The sequence below is a fragment of the Thauera sp. ZXT1-4 genome (assembly GCF_052598215.2).
On record NZ_JBQWSN020000012.1, the window covers coordinates 24,512 to 40,925 of the forward strand.

12 protein-coding genes, 4 tRNA genes and 1 pseudogene are annotated in these 16,414 nt (G+C 63.4%); 10 read left to right on the top strand and 7 right to left on the bottom strand.

Annotation, left to right across the window (positions count from 1 at the left end):
* Nucleotides 1-35: 35 nt before the first annotated feature.
* A complete protein-coding gene (locus ACUH78_RS11015) occupies nt 36-1,571 on the bottom strand; it encodes an NAD(P)H-hydrate dehydratase (RefSeq protein WP_445333472.1) in 1,536 nt (511 codons plus the stop codon).
* Nucleotides 1,572-1,833: 262 nt separating this feature from the next.
* Between ACUH78_RS11015 and tig the strand changes: the two genes are divergently transcribed.
* From tig to ACUH78_RS11065, 10 genes and pseudogenes are all read left to right on the top strand, one after another.
* Nucleotides 1,834-3,141 carry a trigger factor gene (tig, locus tag ACUH78_RS11020; RefSeq protein ID WP_445333473.1) on the top strand — a complete coding sequence of 436 codons (1,308 nt, stop codon included), beginning with the start codon at nt 1,834-1,836 and terminating at the stop codon, nt 3,139-3,141.
* Between the two features lie 20 nt (nt 3,142-3,161).
* Nucleotides 3,162-3,800: an ATP-dependent Clp endopeptidase proteolytic subunit ClpP gene (gene clpP, locus ACUH78_RS11025; protein ID WP_418362777.1), complete on the top strand. Its 639-nt coding sequence runs from the start codon at nt 3,162-3,164 to the stop codon at nt 3,798-3,800.
* A gap of 17 nt (nt 3,801-3,817) precedes the next feature.
* A complete protein-coding gene (clpX, locus tag ACUH78_RS11030; protein WP_445333474.1) occupies nt 3,818-5,086 on the top strand; it encodes an ATP-dependent Clp protease ATP-binding subunit ClpX in 1,269 nt (422 codons plus the stop codon).
* A gap of 108 nt (nt 5,087-5,194) precedes the next feature.
* Entirely contained in the window at nt 5,195-7,606 is a 2,412-nt protein-coding gene (gene lon, locus ACUH78_RS11035) for an endopeptidase La (protein WP_418362775.1), read from the top strand.
* A 227-nt stretch (nt 7,607-7,833) separates the two neighbouring features.
* Nucleotides 7,834-8,124: pseudogene (locus ACUH78_RS11040) on the top strand (HU family DNA-binding protein); the annotation flags it as partial.
* 38 nt (nt 8,125-8,162) lie between these two features.
* Nucleotides 8,163-8,238 (top strand) — tRNA-Val (locus ACUH78_RS11045).
* 116 nt (nt 8,239-8,354) lie between these two features.
* The gene (locus ACUH78_RS11050; protein WP_435749887.1) at nt 8,355-8,597 is read left to right on the top strand and encodes a DUF3079 domain-containing protein; all 243 of its coding nucleotides are present in this window, start codon (nt 8,355-8,357) and stop codon (nt 8,595-8,597) included.
* A gap of 166 nt (nt 8,598-8,763) precedes the next feature.
* Complete coding sequence (locus ACUH78_RS11055) at nt 8,764-9,324, top strand: phasin family protein (RefSeq protein WP_418362773.1); 561 nt, start codon at nt 8,764-8,766, stop codon at nt 9,322-9,324.
* A gap of 181 nt (nt 9,325-9,505) precedes the next feature.
* Nucleotides 9,506-9,580, top strand: a tRNA-Val gene (locus ACUH78_RS11060).
* A gap of 45 nt (nt 9,581-9,625) precedes the next feature.
* Nucleotides 9,626-9,700, top strand: a tRNA-Val gene (locus ACUH78_RS11065).
* A 106-nt stretch (nt 9,701-9,806) separates the two neighbouring features.
* Here the strand turns inward: ACUH78_RS11065 and ACUH78_RS11070 are convergent.
* The 6 genes from ACUH78_RS11070 to ACUH78_RS11095 form a co-directional block, all read right to left on the bottom strand.
* Entirely contained in the window at nt 9,807-11,294 is a 1,488-nt protein-coding gene (locus tag ACUH78_RS11070; protein WP_445333475.1) for an HD-GYP domain-containing protein, read from the bottom strand.
* Nucleotides 11,291-12,898 carry an ASKHA domain-containing protein gene (locus tag ACUH78_RS11075; protein ID WP_445333476.1) on the bottom strand — a complete coding sequence of 536 codons (1,608 nt, stop codon included), beginning with the start codon at nt 12,896-12,898 and terminating at the stop codon, nt 11,291-11,293. Before ACUH78_RS11075 ends, ACUH78_RS11070 begins: the two co-directional genes overlap by 4 nt.
* Before the next feature lie 5 nt (nt 12,899-12,903).
* Nucleotides 12,904-13,914 carry a uroporphyrinogen decarboxylase family protein gene (locus ACUH78_RS11080; RefSeq protein WP_445333477.1) on the bottom strand — a complete coding sequence of 337 codons (1,011 nt, stop codon included), beginning with the start codon at nt 13,912-13,914 and terminating at the stop codon, nt 12,904-12,906.
* Nucleotides 13,911-14,585: a cobalamin B12-binding domain-containing protein gene (locus ACUH78_RS11085; RefSeq protein ID WP_445333478.1), complete on the bottom strand. Its 675-nt coding sequence runs from the start codon at nt 14,583-14,585 to the stop codon at nt 13,911-13,913. Before ACUH78_RS11085 ends, ACUH78_RS11080 begins: the two co-directional genes overlap by 4 nt.
* Nucleotides 14,586-14,768: 183 nt before the next feature.
* Nucleotides 14,769-14,853: transfer RNA gene (locus tag ACUH78_RS11090), tRNA-Leu, on the bottom strand.
* Nucleotides 14,854-14,957: 104 nt separating this feature from the next.
* Complete coding sequence (locus ACUH78_RS11095) at nt 14,958-16,406, bottom strand: mannose-1-phosphate guanylyltransferase/mannose-6-phosphate isomerase (protein ID WP_435749882.1); 1,449 nt, start codon at nt 16,404-16,406, stop codon at nt 14,958-14,960.
* Nucleotides 16,407-16,414: the final 8 nt, after the last annotated feature.

The following is a 16,414-nucleotide window of genomic DNA, read 5'->3' on the forward strand; positions in this document are numbered from 1 at the left end:
GGTATCTATGGTTACGGATTCTAGCATCCGCACGCCTAGCGCTCGGGACGCAAGCCCGCGTTCGGACCGGGTTCGCGTTGAGCCTCGATCAACCACGCATTGAAGACGCCACGCGCAGCATCGATGGTCTCGCTGGCGCTGAGTCCCACCGGGCCGATGCCTTCACGTGCAAGCCGGTCTGCTGCAGCGCCATGCAGATGCACGCCGGCGATCAGGGCCTTCTCGGGTGGCCAGCCTTGCGCAAGCAGGCCGACCACGAGGCCACTGAGCACGTCGCCCATGCCGGCGCTGGCCATTCCGGGGTGTCCCGAGGTGTTGATGTACCACCTCCCATCCGGAGTGCCGATGATGCTGCCGCATCCCTTGAGTACAACCATGGCGCGATAACGGCGCGCGATCTCGAGTGCTGCGCACAGGCGGTCTGCCTGCACCCGTGCCGTGCTCACCCCGAGCAGGCGCCCCGCCTCGGCCGGATGCGGGGTGAGGATGGTGGGTGCCTGGCGCTCGCCGAGCGTAGCGGCGAGCGCAGGATCGGTGCCCACGAGATTGAGCGCATCGGCGTCGACCAGCAATGGCATGTCACGTCGCAGCGCATTCGCCAGCACACCGGCCGAGATGTTCTGCGTGCCAAGCCCGGGGCCGACCGCCAGCGCACTCAGCCGCTCGGGCAGGAGGTGCGCCCGCCGCAGCATGAGTTCGGGGTGCGCAAAATCAACGGCCGGGCCGTGGTCATCCAGAAGTCCGACGTAGACACGGCCGGTACCGAGCCACAATGCGGCGCGACCCGCGAGCAAGGCTGCCCCCACCATGCCAGCGTTGCCGCCGAGGATGCCCACGTCGCCATAAACCCCCTTGTGGGTGTTGCGCGGTCGTGGCTGAAGCTGGGTGCGGAACAGCGAAGGGGCAATGGCAAGGCCGCTCGCCGGCAGCCACGCAGCGGCATCCACGTCGATGCGCTGTACCGAGACCTCCCCGCAATAGTCGGGGCCATCGTTGGTAAGCAGTCCGGGCTTGAGGGCAATGAAGGTGGTTGTGTGCGTGGCGCGGAAAGTGGCCCCCTTCGGCTGGCCGGTATCGGCGTCGAGCCCGCTCGGAACGTCGAGCGCCATGCGTGGTACAGGCTGCGCGTTCAGGGTGAGAATCCAGTCTGCATAGCGCCCGTCGATCCGCCGCGCGAGGCCGATGCCGAACAAGGCGTCGACCACCAGTGCCCAGCCACAGGCGGGGGCCGCAGGCAGGTCGGAGACGATGCTGCCGCCCGCAGCAACGTAGTCCGCGTGCGCCTTGGCGGCTTCGAGCGGAAGCGATTCGACCTTTCCGGCGAAGGCCACCACCACTTCGCGTCCCGCTTGAGCGAGCTGGCGAGCCATCACGAAGCCGTCGCCGCCGTTGTTGCCCGGGCCGCAGGCGATCAGGATCGGGCCGGGCCGGTTCATGATCAGCCGCACCGCATCCTGCGCAGCCGCGCGCCCGGCACGTTCCATAAGCGGAGGGCGTGCATTGGGGATGAGTTTGTCCTCGATTTCTCGTATTCCGGCAACGGGATAGATCGGACGCAAGGGGCTGAACATGCTGAGCGGCTCCAGGGGGTTTGGCCGCGATTCTACGCCGTCTGGCGGACTGCCCCACGCGGGCCTCCTCGGTCCGGTGGCAAAGCCCGCATTGGGTACTCCTGCGTCTGTGCGTGTGCCCTGCAGGTGCGTCCCGGGCCTGTGCTAGAATCGTCGACTTCGTACATCGTGCTCACGCTGGCGAAATGCGTCCCGGGCTCGTGCCCGTCATCGCACTACAGTAAGCGGGAGCGGTTATTCAAGACTTCTCAGGATCGATTTAATGGAGCAGAACCAGGTCACCCCGAGCGCGCTCGAGCGCCGTATCGACATCGCCGTTTCCCTGGCGGACATCGAGAAGGAGGTGGATGCTCGCCTCAAGCGCATGGCGCGCACGGTGAAGATGCCCGGGTTCCGCCCGGGCAAGGTGCCGCTGAAGATCGTGGCCCAGACCCATGGCGGTCAGGCACGTGGCGAAGCCGTCGGCGCTGCCGTCGAAAAGGCCTTTGGCGAGAAGGTGCGCGCAGAGAACCTGCGCGTGGCTGGCTACCCCAGCATCGAGCCGAAGGACGGCGCACCCGAGGGCACGCTCGAGTTCACCGCGGTGTTCGAGGTCTACCCGGACATCGTGGTGGGGGAGTTTGCCAGTCAGAAGATCGAGCGCCCGACTCTGGCGGTTGGAGATGCCGAGGTTGACAAGACCCTTGAAGTCCTGCGCAAGCAGCGTACCAGCTTCAAGGCAGTGGATCGTGCTGCCGCCGAAGGCGACCGTGTGGTGATCGACTTCACCGGCCGCAAGGACGGCGAGGTGTTCGATGGCGGCCAGGCGCAGGACTTCCCCTTCGTGGTCGGCGCAGGGTCCATGCTCAAGGACTTCGAGACTGCGGTAGTGGGTCTCAAGGCTGGAGAAGGCAAGACCTTCGACATGACCTTCCCCGAGGACTATCACGCCCAGCACCTGGCGGGCCAGACCGTGCAGTTCGAGATCACCGTGAAGGCGGTCGAAGAGCCGGTGCTGCCCGAGGTGGACGCAGAGTTCGCCAAGTCGCTCGGTGTTGCCGATGGCGACGTCGCAAAGCTGCGCGAGGAAGTAAAGGGCAACCTCGAACGTGAGGTGAAGCGCCGCATCCAGTCCAAGGTCAAGGAACAGGTCATGGAGGCACTGATCTCGGCCACGCCGATCGAAGTGCCCAAGGCGCTGGTGCAGGCCGAATCGCAGCAACTGGCCGAGAGCGCCCGCCGCGATCTCGAGATGCGCGGTCTCAAAACCAAGGACATCCCGGTCAACCCGTCCTGGTTTGCGGAGCAGGCCGAGCGCCGCGTCAAGCTGGGCCTGATCATGGCCGAGCTGGTCAAGGCCAACGAGTTGCATGCCAAACCCGAACAGGTACGCGCGCTGGTCGAGGAAATGGCCCAGAGCTACGAGGACCCTTCGGAACTCGTGCGCTGGTATTACGCTCAACCGGAACGTCTGGCGCAGGCCGAAGCCGTGGTCATCGAAGACAACGTCGTCGCCTGGGTCTGCGACAAGGCCGAGACCACCGACAACCCGGTGGCCTTCGACGAACTGATGGGCAACAACGCGGCCTGATGCCGCAGAGGGTCTGACGAATGATGCAAGGAACACCCCAGCAAAGCAGCGACTGGAACCCGGTCGGTCTCGGCCTGGTTCCGATGGTGGTCGAACAGAGCGGTCGCGGCGAACGCGCCTACGACATCTATTCGCGCCTTCTGAAGGAGCGGGTGGTGTTCCTCGTCGGCCCCGTCAATGACGTGACCGCCAACCTGATCGTCGCGCAGTTGCTGTTCCTCGAGTCCGAGAACCCGGACAAGGACATCTACTTCTACATCAACTCGCCTGGCGGTTCGGTCACCGCCGGCATGGCGATCTACGACACCATGCAGTTCATCAAGCCGAATGTCAGCACGCTGTGCATCGGCCAGGCAGCGAGCATGGGCGCCTTCCTGCTGGCGGCGGGCGAGAAGGGCAAGCGCTTCATCCTGCCGAACTCGCGCGTCATGATCCACCAGCCGCTCGGCGGCTTTCAAGGCCAGGCTTCGGACATCGAGATCCACGCCCGTGAGATCCTCTACCTGCGCTCGCGCCTGAACGAGATGCTGGCCAAGCACACCGGTCAGCCGCTCGAGCGCATCGAGAAGGACACCGACCGCGACAACTTCATGTCCGCCACAGCGGCCGTGGAGTACGGCCTGGTCGACAAGGTGATCACCAGCCGCGACGACACCTGATTCAGGAGAACCCCCACATGACGGACAAGAAGGCTGGCGGCGACAAGCTGCTGTACTGCTCCTTCTGCGGCAAAAGCCAGCACGAGGTGCGCAAGCTGATCGCCGGTCCTTCGGTCTTCATCTGCGACGAGTGCATCGAGCTGTGCAACGACATCATTCGCGATGAGGTTGTCGGCGCTGCAGATCCGGAGAAGTTCAAGGACGCCCTGCCAACCCCGCAGGAGATCTGCGAGATCCTCGACCAGTACGTGATTGGCCAGTCCAAGGCCAAGCGCAATCTGGCGGTGGCGGTGTACAACCACTACAAACGTCTTCGCCACATTCAGGCCAAGCAGGACGACGTCGAGCTCGCAAAGAGCAACATTCTGCTGATCGGCCCCACCGGCTCGGGCAAGACTCTGCTCGCACAGACCCTGGCGCGCGTGCTCGAAGTTCCGTTCGTGATGGCCGACGCCACCACGCTGACCGAAGCCGGCTACGTCGGCGAGGACGTCGAGAACATCATCCAGAAGCTCCTCCAGAAGTGCGACTACGACGTAGACAAGGCTCAGCAGGGCATCATCTACATTGACGAGATCGACAAGATCTCGCGCAAGGCAGACAACCCGTCGATCACCCGCGATGTGTCGGGCGAAGGCGTGCAGCAGGCCTTGCTCAAGCTCATCGAAGGGACGATCGCGTCCATTCCGCCGCAAGGCGGCCGCAAGCATCCGAATCAGGACTTCGTCCAGGTCGACACCACCAACGTGCTGTTCATCTGCGGCGGCGCCTTCGACGGACTGGAGAAGGTCATCCGCAACCGCACCGAGAAGGTCGGGATCGGCTTCGGCGCCGAGGTCAAGAGCAAGGAAGCGAACAACCTCTCCGACACCTTCCGACAGGTCGAGCCTGAGGACCTGATCAAGTTCGGCCTCATCCCCGAGCTCATCGGCCGTCTGCCCGTCGTCGCCACCTTGCAGGAACTCGATGAAGAAGCGCTGATCCAGATCCTTGTGGAGCCGAAGAACGCACTGGTCAAGCAGTACCAGAAGCTGTTTTCCATGGAAGGCGTCGAGCTCGAAATCCGTCCGGCGGCACTGCACGCGGTCGCACGCAAGGCGATCCGTCGCAAGACCGGCGCGCGCGGCCTGCGCTCGATTCTGGAATCCGCGCTGCTAGACATCATGTACGATCTGCCGGCCATGGAGAACGTGACGAAGGTCGTCGTCGACGAGGCCACGATCGAAGAGGGTGGCAAGCCGCTGCTGATCTATGCGGAGCAGCAGAAGGTGTCCGGCGGCAACTGAGTCCCAGCTTCGCGCATCCCGCCCCAGGACGCGAGCCGACGGCCCGCAGCTTGAATTTCCAGGTCACGCCCATACATGGGTGTGACCTTTTGCTTAAGGAAAGAAAAAATGTCGGGTCCTGCTGACCTCCCCAACGAAGCGATGGAAATGCCGCTCCTGCCACTGCGGGATGTGGTGGTGTTTCCGCACATGGTCATCCCGCTCTTCGTGGGCCGCCCCAAGAGTATCAAGGCGCTCGAAAACGCCATGGAGGCAGGCAAGAGCATCCTGCTCGTGGCGCAAAAATCAGCTGCCAAGGACGAACCCTCGGTCGAAGACCTGTACAGCATCGGCTGCATCGCAAACATCCTGCAGATGCTCAAGCTGCCGGACGGCACCATCAAGGTGCTGGTCGAAGGTGTGCAGCGGGCACACATCGAAAAGGTCGAAGATCTGCGCAGCGTTTTCGTTGCCACGGTACGCCCGGTTCCGGCCGCAGAGCATGCCACTCATGAGCTCGAAGCCATGCGGCGCGCAATCATCTCGCAGTTCGACCAGTACGTTAAGCTCAACAAGAAGATTCCGCCCGAGATCCTCGGCTCGCTGCAGGGCATCGAAGACGCGGGCCGGCTGGCCGACACGATTGCCGCACATCTGCCGCTCAAGCTCGAGCACAAGCAGGAGGTGCTCGAGATGTTCGATACGGCCGAGCGACTCGACAAGTTGTTGAGCCAGCTCGAGGGCGAACTGGACATCCTGCAGGTCGAAAAGCGCATCCGTGGCCGCGTCAAGCGCCAGATGGAGAAGAGCCAGCGCGAGTACTACCTGAACGAGCAGGTCAAGGCGATCCAGAAGGAACTCGGCGAAGGCGAGGACGGCGCCGACCTCGACGAAATGGAGAAGAAGATCCGCTCGGCGGGCATGCCGAAGGAAGCCCTTGCCAAGGCCGAAGCCGAGTTCAAGAAGCTGCGCCTGATGTCGCCGATGTCGGCCGAAGCCACGGTCGTGCGCAACTACATCGACACCCTGATCGGCCTGCCCTGGAAGAAGAAGTCGCGCGTAAGCAAGGACCTCGGCGAGGCCGAGAAGGTGCTTGACAAGGACCACTACGGCCTTGAGCGCGTCAAGGAACGCATCCTCGAATATCTCGCCGTGCAGCAGCGTGTCGACAAGGTCAAGGCGCCGATCCTGTGCCTGGTTGGCCCCCCGGGGGTGGGCAAGACCTCGCTCGGCCAGTCGATCGCAAAGGCGACCAACCGCAAGTTCATCCGCATGGCGCTGGGCGGTGTGCGTGACGAGGCCGAGATCCGTGGTCATCGTCGCACCTACATCGGCTCGATGCCGGGCAAGATCCTGCAGAACATGAGCAAGGTCGGCGTCAAGAATCCGCTTTTCCTGCTGGATGAGGTGGATAAGCTGGGCATGGATTTCCGTGGCGACCCCTCGTCGGCACTGCTGGAGGTGCTGGATCCCGAGCAGAACCACACCTTCCAGGACCACTACGTCGAGGTCGACTTCGATCTTTCCGACGTGATGTTCGTCGCCACGGCCAATACGCTGAACATTCCGGCGGCGCTGCTCGACCGCATGGAGGTCATCCGGCTGTCGGGGTACACGGAAGACGAGAAGGTCAATATCGCTCAGCGCTATCTGCTGCCCAAGCAGATGAAGAACAACGGCCTCAAGCAGGACGAACTCTCCGTCACCGAAGAGGCACTGCGCGACATCGTGCGCTACTACACCCGCGAGGCGGGTGTGCGCAGCCTCGAGCGCGAGATCTCGAAGGTGTGCCGCAAGGTGGTCAAGCAGCTCGTGCTCAAGCCGCGCAGCAGCAAGATCGTCGTCAACGCCAAGAATCTCGACAAGTTCCTCGGCGTGCGCAAGCACAGCTTCGGCATGGCCGAAAAGGAAAACCAGATCGGCCAGGTGACTGGACTGGCGTGGACCGAGGTCGGCGGAGAGTTGCTTACCGTTGAAGCCGTGCAACTCCCGGGCAAGGGCAAGGTGCTCACCACCGGCAAGCTGGGCGAGGTGATGCAGGAGTCGATTCAGGCTGCGCTGTCGGTGGTGCGTCGCCGCGCGCGCTCCCTTGGCATCGATCCCGAGTTCTATCAAAAGAGCGACATCCACATTCACCTGCCGGAGGGCGCGATTCCGAAAGATGGCCCCTCGGCGGGCATCGCGATCTCCACTGCGCTGGTGTCCGTGCTCACCGGCATCCCCGTGCGTTGCGACGTCGCCATGACCGGTGAAATCACGCTCCGTGGCGAGGTGCTGGCGATCGGCGGACTCAAGGAGAAGCTGCTTGCCGCCGTGCGTGGAGGCATCCGTACCGCGCTGATTCCCGAGGAGAACGTCAAGGACCTCGCGGAGATTCCCGACAACATTAAGAACGCGATTGAAATCGTGCCGGTGAAGTGGATCGACAAGGTCCTTGAACTCGCGCTCGAACGCAACCCGGAACCCCTGCCAGAAGAACCCGAGGCTGCAGCCGTGCCACCAGCCTCGGACGAGGCCGCATCCTCGCGTCACGCGCACTGAGAAAGCCAGTCTCTGTGGTAGCGGCAAGAAGGCCGCATGCCGTATCTTCGGCGTGCGGCTTTTTTGTGCAATGCGTCCTGCATCCATCGTGCTTCTGGGCAACACGACAGGACACGCGCGTTGACAGCGCGGAATTCACCGCGCTATAAAACTCCCCATATGCAAACTGTCATCCAGGTTGCAGTGGCCATCAGTTCTGGCCGGTCTGCACTCTTTTCCATGCGGTTCGTCTCCGGAGGGGTCAAGTGAACAAACAGGAACTGGTTGCAAACATTGCGGAAAAGGCAGGCATGACCAAGGCTGATGCAGCACGAGCGCTCGAGGCCACAGTCGCTGCCGTGACCGAAGCCCTCCAGCGCACGGAGACTGTCACGCTGGTTGGTTTTGGCAGCTTTTATGTGGGAGAACGTGCCGCACGCAGCGGACGCAATCCGCGGACGGGAAAGGACATCAAGATCAAGGCGGCCAAGGTACCCAAATTCCGCGCTGGCAAAGGGCTCAAGGATTCGGTAAACTGACGCACTTTGCGAATCCGGCCCGATCGGGGTTGCAGCGCGGGTGCTTAGCTCAGTTGGTAGAGCGTCGCCCTTACAAGGCGAATGTCGGCGGTTCGACCCCGTCAGCACCCACCAATAACACCGAAGCCCGGGCCTGCCCCGGGCTTTGTCTTTTGCATGCTTGCACTTGCAACGGGCCAGTACGGTTTTGGGACCTTCCAGGCGCGGGACTGGCGCCTGTGGACCTGCGCATGCTGGAGAAATCCATGGCGAAGAAATTCCCGCTACACCCCAAAAACCCTGAGCGCATCTGCTGGGGCTGCGACAAATACTGTCCGGCTGACGCGCTGGGATGCGGGAATGGCTCGGGACGCACGCAACATCCTTCCGAACTGCTGGGCGAGGATTGGTATACCTACGGGGACTGGGGCATCGACCCTGAAGACCCTGCGACGCCAGCTGGAAAGCCCAAAGGCGCCCCCAGCGAGCGCTGACCTGAGGATACGATTCAGCGGGCGAGCAGGGACGATGGTGCGGTGCACAAAACGTTTGACATGTCTTCCGCTGCGCACTAGGATTCTGATTGTTGCAGCGCAGCATTGCGCTTCCGGATGCTGCAAGGAATCATCCAATCCGCTTGTCCAGCCAAGGAGCATTTAAATGACGAAGATCCAGTCCCCCGAGCAGTTTGCAGCTGTGAGCCAGGCCAACCTCGAAAAGCTGGTTGCGCTCGCCAACAGCGCGCTGTCGCGCGCCGAGCGTCTTGCCGAACTGAACCTGAACGCCGTTCGCTCCGTGCTGGAAGACAGCGTGGCCACGACCCGCAAGCTGGCCGAGGCAAAAGATCCCCAACAACTGGCCAGCCTGCAGGCCGAGCTGACCAAGCCGATGATCGACAAGGCCGTTGCGTACGCCCGCAGCGTGCAGCAGATCGCCACCGAGGGCCAGGAAGAAGTCTCAGGTCTGTTCGAAGATCAGATCGCCGAACTTAACCGCAACTTCAACAACATGCTGGAGCAGGCTGCAAAGCAGGCTCCTGCTGGCTCCGAGAGCGTGTTCGCCGCAGTCAAGTCGGCCATGGAGAGCGCAAGTACCCTGTACGAGAACGCCTCGAAGGCTGCCAAACAGGCTGCAACCACCGCTGAAGCCAATATGGCTGCAGCGACCGAAGCGGCCGTGAAGGCTGTGACGGGTGCCCAGAAGCCTGCCGGCAAGAAGTAATCCCACGCGTCGTACACCAGGGGCCGTCTCCGAAGACAGGAGGTCGCCCCTGTGTTTTTCCCGCGCCGCGCCAGACCGACCACCACTGGCTGCGCAAAGGCTTGCGATTTCATGGCATGTTCTGATGGCATGTGCTTGACGCGAGCCTGGCCGCCTCCTAAAATGCGGCCTCTTTTCTGGCGGGCGGTTAGCTCAGCGGTAGAGCACTGCCTTCACACGGCAGGGGTCACTGGTTCGATCCCAGTACCGCCCACCAACGCTCGCGTTGTCTCCTCCAGAACACCGATCAGATTTTCCGATCGGGCGGTTAGCTCAGCGGTAGAGCACTGCCTTCACACGGCAGGGGTCACTGGTTCGATCCCAGTACCGCCCACCAGACAAGAAACGCCGGCCTTTGGTCGGCGTTGTCCGTTCACCCCAGGCAGGGCAACGTGCAGGAGCAGGGGGCTGCAATCCGGAACGCCACGCCTGCCATCGAGCGTTCATGCCTCCGTTCGGGCGGGTGAGGGCCGGCGCGAGAACAGACTGCCAAGATCTACGCCGTCCGGGAAGTTGTAACCCCTGTCCCTGAACAGTTCGAGGCATACATCCACTACCTGTGGATCATAGCGTGTGCCACGGTTGCGAGTGATCTCGTCAAGTGCCGTATCCACGCCCAGACCCGGACGATACGGACGATACAGCGCGATCGCCTCCACTACATCCGCTACGGTGATGATGCGGGCACCAATCATGATTTCGTCCCCGCGCAAGCCTCGCGGATAGCCCGTCCCGTCAAGATGTTCGTGGTGTTGATAGACCATCTCTGCGACAGGCCATGGAAAGTCCACGTTTTTCAGGATCTGGTAGCCCACCTCCGGGTGCGTGCGGATGAGGGCAAATTCGATTTCCGGCAGCGGTCCGGGAAAACTGAGGATCTCGGCCGGCACATGGATCTTTCCGATGTCGTGGATTGCCGCGGTCAGCCGGATGCCATGGACCTGCTCTTCCGGCATACCCAGCGCCATGGCAAGCCGCGCCGCGAGATCCGAAACGCGGCGCTGATGGCCAGCCGTGTAGGGGTCGCGTTTCTCGATCGTGGTTGCGATCGCCTGAATGGCGTCTTCCATACTCCTGTTCAGGCGCAGCAGGTTGCGGCGGCTTTCTTCCTCAAGCCGGACCTGCTCACTGATGTCACGCAATGCACCATCCCATACCGGTCGACCTTGCTCGCCGGTGGCGCTGGCGGCATCGAGCAGCAGATGGCGCAGGTTCCCATCCGGCGCAGTCCAGCGCAGTGGAATATGCAAACGCCTGCCCGCTTCACTTTCACGAAGCGCCTCGGACAATCGAATTTGCTGGCTGTCGTCCAATCCGGCAAAGAGCAGGGCGGGGCGGTCAAGCAGATCCTGCGCCTGAAGGCCGAGGGCCGCACGAGCGCCACCACTCGCGTAGCTGAAGCGCCACGCGCCATCCTGCTCGACCATCTGAAAGAGCAGTTCCGGCACGTTGTCCGCCATGCTCAGAAAACGGTGTTGCGATGCGATGCGGTCCAGGGTGGTCTCGATCAAGCCCGCCAGGGCAAGATAGAGGTCCAGCGTCTCACGCGGCAGGGGCGTCCTCCCCCTGTGCGCAGCGACCAGAACATAGGCGGTGCGCTGACGCTCCCTGCCGATCGGCAGCAAGATCGATTCGTGCGGATCCGGCAGGCTGAGCGCCTCCGTGCTGAGAAAGCCGCTTTCGAACACCTGCTTGGCCGACTCAGCGCACACCTGCGCAAGCTCTGTATTTTCCGGCTCACATTGCAGGCAGCGAATTTCCCCGCCAGCATCGCGTGCCAGAAAGGCAGCGATGTCGGCGCCATAGAAGTTGTGCACGACCCGTGCGAGTTGGGGCCACAGCCCTTCGTAGGACACGATGCCAGCGAGATACTGAGCCGTGCGCACCACGGCGTCGACCGGCGTACGCGGATCGGGCAGCGGACCGCTCATGACGAAATGCTCATCGGTTGAAGGAAGAGATGATCCAGGAACGCCGCGTCGAATGCGGCGGTGTTGCCCAGATTGACGAAACGGGTGCATCCGCGCGCATCGGCGAGCATCTGTCTTGCGCCCTCGGCGAACAGCAGAGCACAGGCACCGGCCAGCGCCGTGTTGCCTGCGAGCGAGATACGCCCCGCGGGCAACGCGGGCAGCAGCCCGATCTGCGCTGCATTTTTCAGATCGAGGTGGCGACCGAACAGCCCTGCGGCAAGGAGATGACGCAGTTCGGCGGGGTTGATGCCCGCGCATTCACACAGCACTGCGACGCCGGCGCCGATCGCAGCCTTCGCCCGCTGCAGCGCATCGATCTCGCGCCAACCCAGGCTCAGAACGCGCCCGTTGGCTTCGAAATGGAAACGCTCGCTGCCATCCGCGAACCGCCCGATGGTATTGATCTGCCCGCGCCGCAGCAGGCACGCTAGCAGATCCACAAGCCCCGAGCCACAGAGCCCTCGGGCCTCGTCGGTACCGACAATGTCGCACTCGAGCGCGTCACCCACGCCCTCGCGGACGTGGTAGACCGCGCCGGCTTCGGCAGGAATGCAGTCGCGCCCGGCGCTGGCTTCGAAAGCAGGGCCACCGGCGGTGGCAGTGACCCACAGGGTTTTGCCCGTCCACAGGGCCATCTCCGAATTCGTGCCGAAATCGATCAGCAAGCATGGGGCAGGGCGCTCCAGCATGCGCTCGGCGACCAGGCCGGCAAGCAAATCCGAGCCTACAAAGCCCGCAAGCGGTGGAATGACTTCGATCGTAACCCCGGGGGAGAGGCTCCACTCCTGCGCCCAAAGGGCCGTGTCCGCGGGAGCACAGTCGACCGGAGCGAACCAGTTTCGAGGTTCGAGCAACTGCTGATGATTGCGGTTGGCGAGCAGGCTCAACATGGCCGTGTTGCCCACCACCGTCATGCGGGTAATGCGCGCCAGATCAATCCCCTCGCTGCGGGCGATCTCGCCAAGCGCTTCACCGATCGCGCCTCGAGCCAGTGCGGCGAGGTTTTCGGCGTGGCCCGCACCACCGGCCACGACCAGCCGCGTCATGATGTCCGCGCCATGGGCACGCTGAGGGTTCGGACCAAAGCGCAGTGTGAGCGGCCTTCCGCTGTCGAGATCCAGCACTGCAAGGCTGATGTGGCTGGTCCCGAGGTCGACCGCGACGCCGAGCGGACGAGCACCACGGTGATGCCCGGACAGGGGAGGCGTCCAGCGCAGCGAACCGAACCCTTTCAATCCCCCCGCGGGCATACGCCAGTTCGTCGGCGCAGCCAGGCTCAACACTTCGACCTCGAGATCGGCCATCGGGTGGCACTGGCAGGCCAGCCGGATGCCGTCCAGAAGCAGGACCTCATCCAGTTGTGCGCGCTCTACCGCAGTGACCGCACCGGCGTCACCGCGGAGCACACGGATCCGGCACAGGCCACATGCCCCCAGGCCAAGACAGGCGGTACGCACCCGGTAATCCGTCGGTTCGAGGATACCGCGCAGGCTTGCCCCGGCTGCAGGATCGAAGGCCAGCGCATGTAGCGTTCCGTCGACACGAACGCGCAGGGTAGCCATTTTGCTCAGTCCCCGCGAAGCGCCGCACCGATCGCGGAAATGTTGGCCGAGGCCGCCTCGGGCGGAATTTCGCAGCCGCTCGAGAGCAGGAAGCCCCCGCGAGCATGGAAGGTCGCAACCAAGGCACGCGCCTGCTGCTCGACCGTCTCCGGTTCGGCATCGAGGAAATCAAGCGATTTGAGGTTGCCTGCAAGACAGGTGCGAGGCAGGAGCCGACACGCCTCGTCAGCATCAACGTAATAGTCGAAGGTGGCGACATCGGCGCCGATACGCGGATAGCAGTCGAGGATGCCTGCGGTCGGCCCGGCGATGTTGAGCCAGGTGAAAGCCGCGCCCTCCTGGCGCAATGTGGACATCAACTGCATCAGCCTCGGCAGGAGATGCGCACGGAAGAATGCGGCCGGAACAACGGCAGGGGAGGCCGCCGGATCAAACACGACGACGGCATGTGCGCCGGCATTGAGTTGCGCACGAGCAAAAAAGATAGCCAGTCGGGTCGAAAAATCGAGCGTTGCAGAAAAGCGCTGGGGATCGTCGATCGCGACATAGAGGGCGCTTTCGATGCCATACAACTGGGCGCTCAGCGTCATCGGCCCAGCCACCGCGCCCGCGACAAGTGCGCTATCACCGAGCGCAGCACGCATCCTTCGCAGCCCATCCAGGCACACGGGCATCCGGCCGGAGATCTGCGGATCCGGCAGGGTCAGGCAATTCGCGTCCCCCTCCGGGATGAGCACCGGATCCACGATATCGGGGTAGCGATCCTCATAGAAGCGCAGCCCTGCGCCGAGCGCCTCAGCCTCAACCCCGAAATCCATGAAGCCGAAGACTGCGTCGGTGCCGTAGCGCTCCCGCTCCGCCAACTGCGCACATGCAAGTGCTGCTCCGTCATGGAGGTACGCGCGCAGGCTGAGGCCGGCATTCACCGCAGCGTGCCCGAACAGCTGTGGTACGAGAGGCGGGCGGTCGACGGCCTCAAAGCGGGTTGCGGCCAGGATGCGCTCAAGGCTGTTCATGACCGTTCATCGGCTTCCACGAGCCGCTCGAGATAGCGCGCCCCGTCGAAGGCATTCTCAGCCACGTAATCGACATCGAGGGCTCGGGGCTGCAACTGCTTCAGCGCGGCCCCTCCGGCGACGACTGGGAGTTCGCCAAGCCCCGCAGCGGAGAGCGCTGGCCGAACCTTCCGCACCTGGCTGACCACAGGACTGATCAGGCCACTCACGAGGACGGCAACCGCGTCTTCGCGCTGCGCTGCGCTCACAAGATTCTCCACCGGACAGTCACGCCCGAGATCAACGACGCGAAAGCCCTTGCCAACGAGCACCATCCGCACGATGTTCTTGCCGAGGTCGTGCACATCGCCTTCGAGTGTCGCAATCACGAAGGTGGCGCGCCCCTCGGTCGGGGCATGGCCGTCCGGATACAGCACACGGACAACCGCGGACACTGCGCGCCCGACCAGCATGATCTCAAGCAGGTTGAAGCTATCGACCGTGCACTTGTCATCGAGCCGACTCATCGCATGCTCGAGGCCTTCGGTGACGATGCGTTCGCGCGAACACCCCCGATCGATCAGAACCTGCGTCGCGGTGAGGGCCAACTTGTGATCGCCGGCAAGCAGGGCGTCGATAAGGGGCTGAAAGTCGAACTCAGCCCTCGGATCGCCAGGCGGCACATTGGACATGGCCATCCTCATGCGGGTGGGAGACGACTCGACTATAAGACCGCGGCGTTACGGCTGCAACTTTCAAGTTAACATAACGCAGATTCTTCGCTTTTTATCCATGGGCACGCGAAACAGAGCCGGGATGTGTCCGACCTTACGGCACATCCCGACCTTGTTCCATCGAACCCTTGCTGCGCTTGATGGTGCGGGGAAAGAGACTCGAACTCTCACGCCTTGCGGCGCTGGAACCTAAATCCAGTGCGTCTACCAATTCCGCCATCCCCGCGGTGCCGAGAAGCGGCACGCATTATACACAGGCATGCATGCCCCGAGCCCTGCAGTCCGAAAGACCAGCAGGTGCATCGAGTTGGCCGCCACCCAGGGGCGGCGTCACGCCGGCGCCCGTCCGTACGTGTCTTCGAACCGCACGATGTCGTCTTCGCCAAGGTAGCTGCCCGACTGGACCTCGATGATCTCGAGCGGCACTTTGCCCGGGTTCGAGAGCCGATGCGTATGTCCAAGCGGAATGTAGGTCGACTCGTTCTCGGCAAGCAGGAAGGTCTTGTCGCCGCTGGTGACCTCGGCCGTGCCTCGCACCACGATCCAGTGCTCCGCGCGATGGTGGTGCATCTGCAGACTGAGCTTGGCGCCCGGATTGACCACGATCCGCTTCACCTGAAAGCGCTCACCGGCGTCGATCGAGTCGTACCAACCCCAGGGGCGATACACCTTGCGGTGGCTCTGGGTGAGGCTGCGGCCTTCGGCCTTGAGGCGGGCGACCACCTTCTTCACGTCCTGGGTGCGGGTCTTGTGTGCGACCATGACCGCGTCGGGTGTTTCCACCACGATCATGTCCTCGCATCCGATCGCCGCGACGAGTCGGCTGTCGGCGTGCACGAGGGTATTGTGGCTGCCTTCGAAAATCACTTCGCCGCGTGCGGCGTTGCCATCGGCGTCCTTCTCCGACACGGCCCACAATGCATCCCAGGCCCCCACGTCGGACCAGCCGGCCGAGAGCGGAACGACCACGCCCTGCCCCAGATCCGACGCTGTCGCGAGCTTCTCCATCACCGCATAGTCGATCGAATCGCTCGGGCTGCGCTCGAAGGCGGCTGCATCCAGCCGCACGAAGTCGGCATCCTGGCTGCGCCCGTCGATCGCTGCGGAGCAGCTGCGCGCCATGTCCGGATTGAAGTGGGTGATGGCAGCCATCCACACAGAGGCCTTCATCATGAAGATCCCGCTGTTCCAGTAGTACTCGCCGCTGGACACGTAGCGCTCAGCGGTCTCCCGGTCAGGCTTCTCGACGAACTCTTCCAGAGTACGCGCGCCCTCACCCGCCGCAAGCACGGCACCGGCGCGAATGTAGCCGTATCCCGTTTCTGCGCGGTCGGGCACGATGCCGAAGGTCACGAGCGCGCCGCTTCGTGCCGCGGCCGCACCCACGGCGATCGTGTGCTGAAAAGCGCCCAGATCACCGATGACGTGGTCCGCCGGCATCACGAGCAGAATGGGGTCCCCCTCCTCCGCTGCGGTGAGCGCGGCCAGCGTGAGCGCCGGCGCGGTATTGCGTCCCACGGGCTCGAGCACGATCTGCGGCGAACGCACCCCGATCTGGCGCAGCTGCTCGGCGATGATGAAGCGATACTCCTCGTTCGTGATCACGAGCGGGCGCGGGTCGACCTCGGCTGCGGTAAAGCCCCTCAACCGCGTCGCGGTCTCCTGGAGCAGCGAACGCTCACCGGTGAGCGGCAGCAGTTGTTTGGGATAGCTCTCGCGCGAAGCCGGCCACAATCGGGTTCCCGAGCCCCCGGAGAGAATCACGCTCTTGATGGTCATGGCGTCCT

What these genes read in the sequence shown, in the direction of transcription:
- ACUH78_RS11070 (WP_445333475.1), bottom strand. Translation starts at nt 11,294, where the DNA reads ATGAGCGGTCCGCTGCCCGATCCGCGTACGCCGGTCGACGCCGTGGTG.
- clpP (WP_418362777.1), top strand. Translation starts at nt 3,162, where the DNA reads ATGATGCAAGGAACACCCCAGCAAAGCAGCGACTGGAACCCGGTCGGT.
- ACUH78_RS11085 (WP_445333478.1), bottom strand. Translation starts at nt 14,585, where the DNA reads ATGTCCAATGTGCCGCCTGGCGATCCGAGGGCTGAGTTCGACTTTCAG.
- clpX (WP_445333474.1), top strand. Translation starts at nt 3,818, where the DNA reads ATGACGGACAAGAAGGCTGGCGGCGACAAGCTGCTGTACTGCTCCTTC.
- ACUH78_RS11075 (WP_445333476.1), bottom strand. Translation starts at nt 12,898, where the DNA reads ATGGCTACCCTGCGCGTTCGTGTCGACGGAACGCTACATGCGCTGGCC.
- ACUH78_RS11015 (WP_445333472.1), bottom strand. Translation starts at nt 1,571, where the DNA reads ATGTTCAGCCCCTTGCGTCCGATCTATCCCGTTGCCGGAATACGAGAA.
- tig (WP_445333473.1), top strand. Translation starts at nt 1,834, where the DNA reads ATGGAGCAGAACCAGGTCACCCCGAGCGCGCTCGAGCGCCGTATCGAC.
- ACUH78_RS11095 (WP_435749882.1), bottom strand. Translation starts at nt 16,406, where the DNA reads ATGACCATCAAGAGCGTGATTCTCTCCGGGGGCTCGGGAACCCGATTG.
- ACUH78_RS11050 (WP_435749887.1), top strand. Translation starts at nt 8,355, where the DNA reads ATGCTGGAGAAATCCATGGCGAAGAAATTCCCGCTACACCCCAAAAAC.
- ACUH78_RS11080 (WP_445333477.1), bottom strand. Translation starts at nt 13,914, where the DNA reads ATGAACAGCCTTGAGCGCATCCTGGCCGCAACCCGCTTTGAGGCCGTC.
- lon (WP_418362775.1), top strand. Translation starts at nt 5,195, where the DNA reads ATGTCGGGTCCTGCTGACCTCCCCAACGAAGCGATGGAAATGCCGCTC.
- ACUH78_RS11055 (WP_418362773.1), top strand. Translation starts at nt 8,764, where the DNA reads ATGACGAAGATCCAGTCCCCCGAGCAGTTTGCAGCTGTGAGCCAGGCC.